We start from the raw sequence: 10,902 nt of genomic DNA, 5'->3' as shown, positions 1-10,902 counted from the left end.
GCGACGCTTTGATTGTTCGGCGGCATCATTTTGCGGACGACCTGTTCTTTGAACTCGGGGCTGTAACGGCTCATGGTTGTGCTCCTCTCGCCCCCTCAGGGCAGGTATCAGAAGAGCGGACAACTATCGTGACAGAGGGGGCCGGTCGCCAAGGGTAACCCGATGGATTGAAGAGCCAGACTGCAGAATCGGGGTAGAAGCTTCGGGGCTCCGGGGTCAGGGGGCTCCGGGGTCAGGGGGCTTCGGGGTCAGGTCTACCATCATACCATCATCTGAGTTAAACTCGGGCGATGGCACGACCAGTTCGGATAGAGTTTGGCGGGGCGCTGTACCACGTGACCGCGCGGGGAGATCGTCGTGAGACGATCTTCGAGGACGATGGGGATCGCGAGCGCTTTCTTGAGCTGCTTGGCGAGGTCGTTTCGACGTTCAATTGGCTATGTCATGCCTATTGCCTGATGGGCAATCACTATCATCTGATCATTGGCACTCCCGATGGAAATCTGTCCAAGGGCATGCGTCAACTCAATGGCGTGTTCACGCAGTGGAGCAATCGGCGTCATCGGCGCACCGGGCACCTTTTCCAGGGGCGCTTCAAGGCGATCCTGGTCGATGCCGATAGCTACCTTCTAGAACTGACTCGCTATGTCGCGCTCAATCCGGTGCGAGCGGGAATGGTTGGCGATCCGGGCGAATGGCCATGGAGCAGCTACTCCGCGATGGTCGGTGCGGCCGATTCGCCGGAATGGCTTGAAACCGATGGATTGCTCGCGCAATTCGGCTCGCGACGCGCAAGTGCGCTCCGGGCTTTTCAGCGATTCGTGTACGCGGGTGTGGGTGCCGACTCCCCGTGGAAGCATCTCAATCGGCAGGTTTTTCTCGGCAACGATGCATTTGTCGAACGCATGCAGAAACGCGCAACGGGACGGCCGGATGATCTGAGCATTCCCAAGGTGCAGCGTCGTCCGCCACCACCGACGCTTGCGGCGCTTGCTAAAAAGCATCCGAATCGCAATGAGGCGATTCGCGCCGCCTGGGCCACGGGCGAGTACAGCTACGCGCAGATCGGCAAGCACTTCGGACTGTTCTTTACGACTATCGGACGGATTGTGAGAAGTGGAACTCCGCGCCGGTGACGGTGCACTTGGCGCGGCCTTCTTGTTTTCAAGCGATTGATTGTTCAACTTCCGCCTGAATCTGAAGGCTGCTTCGGAGCCGTCGTCATCAGTTGGATACGGGTCAATAGGCTCAGGCGCGATTGATGTCAACGGCATTTTTCTCACGTGGCGTGCCGACGAGAATGGGCTGAAGGAATCGGCCTGCCGATCATGCACGGGGTGAGAGCCAAATTTTATCTGCTCACGGATGCGTGCCGGATGCTTGCACACGCAAACGCTGGGTCATGGATGCAGGCGCGCGCGACGATCAAATCGGTGGAATGAAAACCTGCGCTGCATCGAGGCGTCCGGGTTCTTCAATTGCGTATCAGCTCAATCGCACGCAAGGCGGCAACCCATTCCTCGTCGGTCGGTTCGATCGCGACCACGCTGCCACTGTCGGCGGCGGAAATCACCGCAGCGTGGCTGGCGTTGGCAGCGGCATCGAGATGAATGTTGAACAGGCCGAGGGCACTGCAGATGCGTTCGCGGATGATCGCGTTATGTTCGCCAATGCCGGCGGTAAAGACGAGCAGATCGAGGCCGCCGAGTACGGCGGCGAGGGCGCCGATCTCACGCACGATCCGGTGCACATAGAGGTCCAGGGCGATCCTGGCGCGCGGGTTGGTGTCTTCGATGGCCAGCAGCAGGCGTGGGTCGGAGGATTCTCCGGAGACGCCGAGCAGGCCGGATTCCTTGTACAGCAGCTGGCCCAGGCGGGCCGTCGAGAAGCGCCCGGTTTCGAGCAGGGAAAGGACGATGCCGGGATCCAGCGAGCCGCAGCGTGTCCCCATCATCAGGCCGTCAAGCGCCGAGAAGCCCATGGTCGTGGCGACACTGCGCAGGTTGCGCATGGCGCACAGGCTGGCGCCACTGCCGATGTGCGCGACCAGGGTGCGGCCGCGGGCCAGATCGCCGTGACGGCGGACCAGGGCAATCGACTGATACTCGTAAGACAAGCCATGGAAACCGTAGCGGCGCAGGCCGCGCTCCCAGGCGTCATACGGTAGCGGCAGCAATTGTTCGACCATCGGCATGCCGTGGTGGAAGCCGGTGTCGAAACAGGCGATCTGCGGCACATCGGGATGGGAACTGAAGAAGGATTCGATGCCTTCGAGCGTCGAAGGCTGATGCAGGGGCGCCAACGGAATCAGCCGGCGCAACTCATCGAGCACGACCTGATCGACCCGGGTCGGGGCGAAATAGCGACTGCCGCCATGCACGACCCGATGGGCGACGCCGCGCAGCGTGCCGTCCTTGACGTGCAGCGGGATGCGATTGCGAACTTCTTCCAATGCGGCGCGGAACGGGCGCTCGGCGTCAAGGACAAGAGCGACCGGCGCGGCATCCGAATTGTCCGTCCAGACGGGTGAGCTGCTGCCGATACCTCCGATCTTGCCGCGCCAGCGCGCCTGCTGGGCTGGCTCCCCTGCGCCCACGTCGTAGAGGGCGAACTTCAGGCTCGATGAGCCTGCGTTGAGCACGAGCACGCAGGCATCGGCGTCACTCATGGCGGGGAAACCTGGTAATGGCGGGCGACCAGCAAGGCGACCGCGCACGAGGAAATGCGCGTGTCGGCGGAATCGGCGCGACTGGTCAGGATAATAGGAACGCGCGCGCCGAGAACGATGCCGGCACTGGCCGCATCGCCAAGAAATTCAAGTTGCTTGGCCAGCATGTTGCCACTTTCCAGATCCGGCACGACGAGCACGTCGGCACAACCGGCGACCGGCGAGACAATGCCCTTGATGCGCGCGGCGGTGATCGAGATGGCGTTGTCCATGGCCAGTGGGCCATCGAGAATGCCGCCGACAATCTGGCCGCGATCAGCCATCTTGCACAATGCCGCGGCATCCAGCGTGACCGACATGCCCGGATTGACCGTCTCCACTGCGGCGAGGATTGCCACCCGCGGTTCCTCCACGCCGATGATGCGGGCGAGGTCGATGGCATTGCGCACGATGTCAGCCTTGGCGGCGAGATCCGGTGCGATGTTGATCGCCGCGTCGGTGATGATGAAGGGGCGCGGATAGGCGGCCGTTTGCATCAGATAGCAGTGCGAAATCCGCCTTGCGGTGCGCAAGCCGGCATCGGCGGCAATGATTGCGCTCATGAATTCATCGGTATGCAGACTGCCTTTCATCAAGGCATCGACGTGACCGGTCCTGGCCAGCTCAGCGCCGCGAGCGGCGGCGGCATGGCTGTGCGGCACGTCCTCGATCTCGATTCCGCCGAGATCGAATCCGGCTTCCGCGGCAATCGCCTCGATTCTCGCCTTCGGCGCAACCAGTACCGGCACGATCAGACCGGCATCGCGGGCTTCGATGGCGCCACCGAGCGAGGTCGGATCGCAAGGGTGCACGACGGCACAGCGGATAGCTGGCAGGTCGCTGACCGCATCGAGCAGCCGACGTACGCCATCGTTGTCGCCAAGACGCACTTCAGGCAGGGTCGCGCGTGGTCGCACGATGCGCTCGGCCGGCGCGATCACCTCGGCTTCACCCTCAATGACTACTTCACCTTTCTGGTTGATGCACATGCAGGTCAGGCGCAGGTGGCGATTGGCCGGTTCGCGGGCAATGACTTCGACGCTGATGGTCAAGGTGTCGCCGATCCGCACCGGACCAGCAAAGCTGAGGGTCTGGCCCAGATAGACCGTGCCCGGCCCGGGCAGACGGGTGCCGAGGACTGCCGAGATCAATGCGGCACCCCACATGCCGTGCGCAATGACGCCGTGCAGTTGGGTCGAGGAGGTGAGTCCGGCATCGAAATGCTGCGGGTTGTCGTCGCCGGAAATGACCGCGAACAGCTTGATGTCGCTGGCTGTCAGGGTGCGCTCGATACTCGCACGGTCGCCAATGGCAATCTCGTCAAAAATCCGGTTGCGTACGAAGCGCAGATCATCATGCTGCTCGCTTGCCGGATTTGCGGGCGTAACCGAATCTGCTCCAGCCGTCATCGTCTTTGTATCCTGTCGGGTACCTGGGAATCTCTTTGGGGATGCGTTAGCCGCGAAACGGTCACTGACTGATTCGCGCCCATGATCGGGCGATCGATTTGCGGGATCAAGTCTCGCACAGACGAGTGAACGCACCCCGACCTGCAGCTTGCGACGCTGGCGGCCTTGTGGCGCACCCGTTGTCGGGAAAGTTGTCGATCTGAAATGGAAACAGGCCGCACATGGCGGCCTGTTTCGGGAGTCGCTGCAACTGCTTCGCGCGGGGCGGATTACTTCAGCCTGGCATCACTGCGCAGGATTTCGGCCTTGTCGGTCTTCTCCCAGGAGAAGGCCGTTGCGGTGTGTTGCTTCGCCGCACTATCGGTATAGGTGAATTCCAATGGCTTGCGACCGAAATGTCCGTAGGCGGCGGTCTGCTGATACATCGGATGGATCAGGTCGAGCATCTGGATGATGCCGTACGGACGCAGGTCAAAATGCTTGCGGATCAGCTTTTCGATCTTGTCGTCACTGATCTTGCCGGTGCCGAACGTGGTCACCGAGATCGATGTCGGTTCGGCCACGCCGATTGCATAGCTGACCTGGACTTCGCAACGATCGGCAATGCCGGCGGCGACGATGTTCTTGGCCACGTAGCGTGCGGCATAGGCGGCCGAGCGATCGACCTTGGACGGATCCTTGCCCGAGAACGCGCCACCACCGTGACGGGCCCAGCCGCCGTAGGTGTCGACAATGATCTTGCGTCCGGTCAGGCCACAGTCGCCGACCGGACCGCCGATGACGAACTTGCCAGTCGGGTTGATGTGGAACTTGGTGCCCTTGTGCAGCCATTTGGCTGGCAGCACAGGCAGCAGAATATGCTCGCGCACGGCTTCGATCAGATCCTTCTGCTTGACCGAAGGATCATGCTGGGTCGACAGCACAACGGCGTCGATGGCCACGGCCTTGCCATCTTCGTAGCGCAGGGTGACCTGGGATTTTGCATCGGGACGCAGCCACGCCATTGGCGAGTTTTTCTTCTTGCGCACTTTGGCTTGCTGCTCGACGAGACGATGCGAATAGTGGATCGCCGCCGGCATGAAGTCCTTGGTTTCATTGGTTGCATAGCCAAACATCAGGCCCTGATCGCCGGCCCCTTGTTCTTCCGGCTTCTTGCGGTCGACGCCCTGGTTGATGTCGGGGGACTGCTTGCCGATCAAATTGAGCACGCCACAGGTTTCGCCGTCGAAGCCGACCTGCGAGCTGTTGTAGCCGATATCGAGAATGACCCGGCGGGTCAGGGTTTCCAGATCGATCCACGCATTCGTCGTGATCTCGCCGGCGACGATGGCAAAGCCGGTCTTGATCATCGTTTCGCAGGCGACACGGGCGCGCTTGTCCTGCAACAGGATGGCGTCGAGCACGGCGTCGGAGATCTGGTCGGCAACCTTGTCGGGATGGCCTTCGGAAACCGATTCGGAAGTGAACAGAGTGCTGCTCATAAGGTCATATATCCTTCAATGCGGATGGATGGATGAATGGGGCGCGCATGATACACCGCTGCGTCGGGTTTTGCAGGGTAGCAAAGCTGAACCTGGCGGGCATGGTTCGGGCAAGGAATCGCAGGGCATTCAACACCCATGTTGGTGACGATGCGTCCTCATTGATCGCGGCGAATCGAGCGCGATCGTTTGGTGTCCGGGCCGATGGACTTCGTTCCCGAAGATGAGGAAGACATGCTTTGCGACGCATTCGCCGATTGCCTCAAGCAGGTAGACTTGCCGACCGCACATTCGACGCCACGCTCCTGGGGAAATACCTGCATGATCAAACGACTCGGAATTTTCGGCACCTCATTGACGATCGCCCTGGTCGCTTCCGGGGGCTCTGCGCTGGCCTTGCAACCGGCAGCGAATTCGATTCAGAACAAACCCGCGTTCAATGCGATTGCAGCGCTGGAAACCAGTGAAGGCCGTTTTGCCGCGGATGGACGCGCAACTGCGCTTTATCACCCCGGATTCCGTGCGCAGCAAGTCGGTAGCGCCGAACGCATGGCGCGTGAATTCACCACGGCGCGCGCGAATCAACTCGGCATTGCCGACAGCCCTGCACAGCTGAGTGCCGCCTACCAGCGTGACGACGGCGCGTTCTCCGTGGTCCGCTTCAGGCAGGTGCTCGACGGCGTTCCGGTGTACGCCAGCGATATTGCAGTCACGGTCAAGCCTGATGGCGAAGTGATTTTTGTCAGCAGCGAAGCTCGGCCGACAATCGATGCGATCTCCGTGCATCCGGCGCGGGAAGCGGCTGATGTACGTCGGCAAGTCGTCCAGTCGTTCGGCATGCCAGCGGCGCATGACGTGCTTGATCCCGAATTGATGGTCTATGCCGATCGCCAGCCGACTCGTCTGGCCTGGGTTTTCGTTGTCCGTGATCCAGCCAGGGAAGGTGAATGGGAAATTGTTGCCGATTCCAGCAGCGGCGAGATTCTCGATTTCCGCAACACCGAGTATTACCTCAATGGAACGGCAACCGTGTTTGATCCGGATCCGCTGACCATGGCAACGGCAAGCTATGGCACCGGTGGCCTGACCGATGCCGGTGATGCCGATTCCGCGGGGCTCACCGGGCAGTTGATCAGTGTCAGCTTGCGCGATATCACCCAGGCCGGTGGCGTGTTCAAGCTCGAAGGGCCCTGGGCGCGCTGCCAGGACTGGGCTTCGCCATTTGGCGGCGTCAATGATTGCCCGACACCCTCGACATCGGATTTCAGTACGACGCGTGCCGATCAGAAGTTCGAAGCGCCGAACGTGTATTTCCTGATCGACAAGCAGATGCGCTACCTCAACGAAACCCTGGGCGTGAGCGTGGCGCCCAACTCGGTGGCCGGCGGCGTGCGCTTCGATCCGCATGGGTTCGATGGTGATGACAATTCATCGTTCTCCTCGGGTTCGGATCAGCTCCAGTTCGGAGAGGGCGGCGTTGACGATGCCGAAGATTCGGATGTCATCCTGCATGAACTTGGCCATGGCCTGCACGACTGGATCACCAATGGCGGCTTGTCGCAGAACGAGGGCCTGTCGGAAGGCGTCGGCGACTATTTCGCGAGCTCCTACAACCGTTCGACCGGTCACTGGACGCCTGCCGATCCACAATGGTTCTGGATGTTCCACTGGGATGGACATAACGAATACTGGAGCGGGCGAGTGACCAACTACAACGTCGGCCACAGTTACCCGGGCAACATCGGTGGCTCGATCCACAGTCAGGGTCAGTACTGGGCTTCCTGCAACCTCATCGCCTGGGTTGCAATCGGCCGTGACGCAATGGACAAGGCCATGCTGCGCGGGTTGGCCATGACCAGTAGCAGCTCCAGTCAGAAAGACGCCGCGCAGGCGGTCATCACGGCGGCGGCAACCATGGGCTACACGCCAACCCAGATCAACGCGATCGGCTCGGCTTACAACACAAGCTGCAACTACGGCGTTACCGTGCCATCGACCGACGTGATCTTCGCCAATGGGTTCGAATCCAACTGAGCGCCGCTGGCGATTCCCTTGAGGTAGCCATCGGTTACCTCAAGGATTCCGCCTTGCACGCAACAGACACTGCGTCGAATGCATCCCGGGCACTTTGGCCGGGGCCGCGTGTCCGTTAGACTGCGCGGTTCCGCCGGGCCGATAAGGCCCGCGCTTCTCCCTGCAGGATCTCATGGCCATCATCTGCGGCACCGTGCGTGCCCATCCCGAAGCCCGCCTTGCGATCATCGCGAGTCGCTGGAATCCGCGCATCGTCGAGGTGCTGATCGAGGGTGCGCGAGCTGCTCTTGTTGACCATGGTGTGAACGAAGCGGCGATTGACATCGTGCGTGTGCCCGGTGCCTGGGAGATTCCAATGGCAGCAGCGCACCTCGCCGCGGCGGGCCAGCACGCGGCAATCCTTGCGCTCGGCTGTGTGGTGCGCGGCGATACGCGTCACTATGAGCAGGTAGCTGACGGCTGTGCGAATGGCCTGATGCGCGTAGGTGTTGAGTTTCGCATGCCCGTCTTGAACGGCGTTCTCGCCGTCGAGGCTCATGCAGACGCCGAGGCGCGGGCAGGTGGCAAGCACGGCAACAAGGGTGAGGAAATCGCACTCGCCGCCCTCGAAATGATCGATCTCTGGAGAAACCTGTGAGCCATCCGCACCGCCCCGAAGGCGTCGATCTTGCCGCGCGTTCGCGTTCGCGCCGACGTGCCCTGCAGGCGATCTATGCCTGGCAGGTCGGCGGCAATCGCATGGTCCAGGTGATCGAGCAGTTCAGTCACGAGCAGGACATGGAAATTGCCGATCTCGAGTATTTCGAGGATCTGCTGCGCGGTGTCGAGAAAAATCTGGCCGAACTCGATGCCGGCATCCGCGAGCATATCGATCGCGAGATTGCAGAGGTTGATCCGATCGAGCGTGCAGTCATGCGCATCGGCGCCTACGAGTTGAAGTTTCGCCCCGACGTGCCGTACCGGGTGATCATCAACGAGGCGCTGGAAGTAACCAAGCGCTTCGGTGCCGATCAAGGCCATACCTTCGTCAACGGGGTACTCGACAAGCTGGCCGGGCAGTGGCGTGAAGTCGAATACCGAAAAAAGGGCCGATGACTTTCCGTTTTCTTCGCATTGATCGCCCAGCGAGTCAGTCTTGAAGTATCTCCAGATCAACGTGGCAATCGCATTTCCCGCCAGCAGGAGAAGGGTCGCATTGCCCATCATTCGCGCCGGATCGGTCGATGGCTGAATTCGATCTGATCGAAATTCTCAAGCAGCGCTGCGCTTCCAGGCGCGATGATGTGCATCTGGGCATCGGCGACGATGCGGCCGTGGTCGCCTTGCCTGCTGGTCACGAGCTCGTCATCTGCACCGACACCCTGGTGGCAGGAGTGCATTTTCCGCGTGAAACCGCGCCTGCCGATATTGGCTGGAAATCGCTGGCGGTCAATCTCAGTGATCTTGCCGCGATGGGGGCGTCGCCAGCCTGGGCCACTCTGGCTTTGACGATGCCAGAAGCCGACGCCGGTTTCGTCTCGGCTTTTGCCGACGGTTTCGGTGCGCTCGCGGCGCGACATGATGTGGCGTTGATCGGCGGTGATACAACGCGAGGTCCATTGGCAATCACCGTGACGACGCATGGCTTCGTGCCGAGCGGTTGCGCGATACGGCGCAAGGGCGCTCAGGTCGGTGATGCGGTCTTCGTCAGTGGCACGCTGGGTGACGCGGCAGGCGGATTGCGTTGTCTGCAATCCATCGACGAATCCGGCGCTTCCGCGCTGATGCAGCAGAAGGCCAATCAGGAGCTTCTGATCAGCCGGCTCAATCGGCCACAACCCCGGGTTGCGGCAGGAATCGGCTTGCGCGGACTGGCCAGTGCCTGCATCGATATTTCCGACGGCCTGATCGCTGACCTGGGGCATATAGCCGCGGCAAGCGAGCTCGGAATCGACATCGAGGAAGAATGCCTTCCAGGTTCAGTGGCATTGTTCGAGTGCTTCGATATGAATACCTGTCGCACACTTCAGAAATCCGGTGGCGATGACTATGAGCTGGCCTTCACGATCGCCTCTGCGAAGGTCGAATTGATGCGGATTGCGATGACCGAGCTCGGATGCCAGGTCACGCAACTCGGTCGCGTGGTTGCGCGAACCGGTGTGCGCGTCTTCGATCGAAACGGACAACACAATGTGTCGCCTGAAAAGGGATGGGAACACTTCACATGAAACTCGACGCACAACAACGCCGCGCCGTGCTCGGCCATCCGGCTGGCTGGATTGCCAGCGGCTTCGGCTCGGGCCTGAGTCCGTTTGCGCCCGGAACCGCGGGATCGGCGGCGGCACTGTTGCCGTGGTTGCTGATGCGCGAATTGCCGATGGCCTGGGTTGTCGGCATCATCGTGGCCGCATTCCTGGTCGGCGTCTGGGCATCGAACATCGTCATCGGACGCCTGCGCATCAGTGATCCGGGCGTGATCGTCTGGGATGAATTTGTCGGCCAGTGGATCAGTCTGCTGCCGCTGTTCATCTGGCCGGCGCACTGGCCATGGATCTTCGCCGGATTTTTTCTGTTTCGCCTGTTCGATGTGTGGAAACCCTGGCCTTGTTCATGGGCGGATCGTCGCATCAAGGGCGGCCTCGGGGTCATGCTCGATGATGCCCTGGCGGGGTTCTACGCCGCCGTGGTGCTTGGCTTGCTGCTGCAATGATTCGCCCTGCAATGAAATATTTGCACGGTGTTACGCTGTTCGAAACGCCGGCAGGCGCCTGATTGGTTATCCTTCGACATTGACGTAACGGAGAACCACCATGTTTTTGCGAACGCTGCTGTTGTCAATTGTCGGTCTTGCCCTGATCCCGGTCGCTCACGCGCAGAACCCCGTGCGTTCGGTCAAGCCGAACGATCTCGAAAAATACTGGGTATTGATGAAGGACTCGGTCGAGGGTGATGCACCACTTGGCGGCAAGAACATGGATCAATCCGGCTGTGCGGCGGTGTCGTTCATCGTTGAGGGCAATGGCCGAGCCAGCAATATCACCGTCGAAAAAGTCGAGCCGCCCGGCGGTCTCGGTGAACTCGCCGCGAGCATTGCCAGGAATATTGAATTCGTGCCGACCATCATCAATGCCGGCCGTGATCGGGTGTTCAGCTCGCTGATATTCCCGTTCAATCTGCCGGCCGATCCTGCGGCGCGCAGCGCAATCATGGAGAAGTGTGAGATCCCGGCACGACGGTGGAATCCGAAACGCGGCAAGCAATAGGCTGTTGCGCGCGAATATCGCCAGATTCG

At 60.9% G+C, this 10,902-nt stretch carries 10 protein-coding genes; 7 read left to right on the top strand and 3 right to left on the bottom strand.

Annotated elements, in window-relative coordinates; genetic code table 11:
* Positions 1 to 290 precede the first annotated feature (290 nt).
* Positions 291 to 1,136, top strand: a complete 846-nt coding sequence (locus VFN25_RS09950) for a transposase (protein WP_325141395.1) — start codon at positions 291 to 293, stop codon at positions 1,134 to 1,136.
* Positions 1,137 to 1,474: 338 nt separating this feature from the next.
* Here VFN25_RS09950 and VFN25_RS09945 read toward each other — a convergent pair whose 3' ends face one another.
* From VFN25_RS09945 to metK, 3 genes are all read right to left on the bottom strand, one after another.
* The gene (locus VFN25_RS09945; protein WP_325141394.1) at positions 1,475 to 2,668 is read right to left on the bottom strand and encodes an acetate/propionate family kinase; all 1,194 of its coding nucleotides are present in this window, start codon (positions 2,666 to 2,668) and stop codon (positions 1,475 to 1,477) included.
* The gene (locus tag VFN25_RS09940) at positions 2,665 to 4,116 is read right to left on the bottom strand and encodes a bifunctional enoyl-CoA hydratase/phosphate acetyltransferase (protein ID WP_325141393.1); all 1,452 of its coding nucleotides are present in this window, start codon (positions 4,114 to 4,116) and stop codon (positions 2,665 to 2,667) included. Before VFN25_RS09940 ends, VFN25_RS09945 begins: the two co-directional genes overlap by 4 nt.
* 269 nt (positions 4,117 to 4,385) lie before the next feature.
* Positions 4,386 to 5,597: a methionine adenosyltransferase gene (metK, locus tag VFN25_RS09935; RefSeq protein ID WP_325141391.1), complete on the bottom strand. Its 1,212-nt coding sequence runs from the start codon at positions 5,595 to 5,597 to the stop codon at positions 4,386 to 4,388.
* 204 nt (positions 5,598 to 5,801) lie between these two features.
* On the opposite strand from metK, the gene VFN25_RS09930 reads away from it, so the two are divergent.
* From VFN25_RS09930 to VFN25_RS09905, 6 genes are all read left to right on the top strand, one after another.
* On the top strand, positions 5,802 to 7,631 hold the full coding sequence (locus tag VFN25_RS09930; RefSeq protein ID WP_325141389.1) for a hypothetical protein: 1,830 nt from the start codon (positions 5,802 to 5,804) through the stop codon (positions 7,629 to 7,631).
* 172 nt (positions 7,632 to 7,803) lie between these two features.
* Positions 7,804 to 8,268: a 6,7-dimethyl-8-ribityllumazine synthase gene (gene ribH, locus VFN25_RS09925; protein WP_325141387.1), complete on the top strand. Its 465-nt coding sequence runs from the start codon at positions 7,804 to 7,806 to the stop codon at positions 8,266 to 8,268.
* Complete coding sequence (gene nusB / locus VFN25_RS09920; RefSeq protein WP_325141384.1) at positions 8,265 to 8,726, top strand: transcription antitermination factor NusB; 462 nt, start codon at positions 8,265 to 8,267, stop codon at positions 8,724 to 8,726. Before ribH ends, nusB begins: the two co-directional genes overlap by 4 nt.
* Positions 8,727 to 8,854: 128 nt before the next feature.
* Complete coding sequence (gene thiL, locus VFN25_RS09915; protein WP_325141382.1) at positions 8,855 to 9,838, top strand: thiamine-phosphate kinase; 984 nt, start codon at positions 8,855 to 8,857, stop codon at positions 9,836 to 9,838.
* Positions 9,835 to 10,320: a phosphatidylglycerophosphatase A gene (locus VFN25_RS09910; RefSeq protein WP_325141380.1), complete on the top strand. Its 486-nt coding sequence runs from the start codon at positions 9,835 to 9,837 to the stop codon at positions 10,318 to 10,320. Before thiL ends, VFN25_RS09910 begins: the two co-directional genes overlap by 4 nt.
* Before the next feature lie 100 nt (positions 10,321 to 10,420).
* Positions 10,421 to 10,873 carry a hypothetical protein gene (locus VFN25_RS09905; protein WP_325141378.1) on the top strand — a complete coding sequence of 151 codons (453 nt, stop codon included), beginning with the start codon at positions 10,421 to 10,423 and terminating at the stop codon, positions 10,871 to 10,873.
* Positions 10,874 to 10,902 lie beyond the last annotated feature (29 nt).

The sequence above is a fragment of the Dokdonella sp. genome, assembly GCF_035703485.1.
GTDB lineage: Bacteria > Pseudomonadota > Gammaproteobacteria > Xanthomonadales > Rhodanobacteraceae > Dokdonella.
This window is presented reverse-complemented; position numbering and strand designations above follow the sequence as displayed.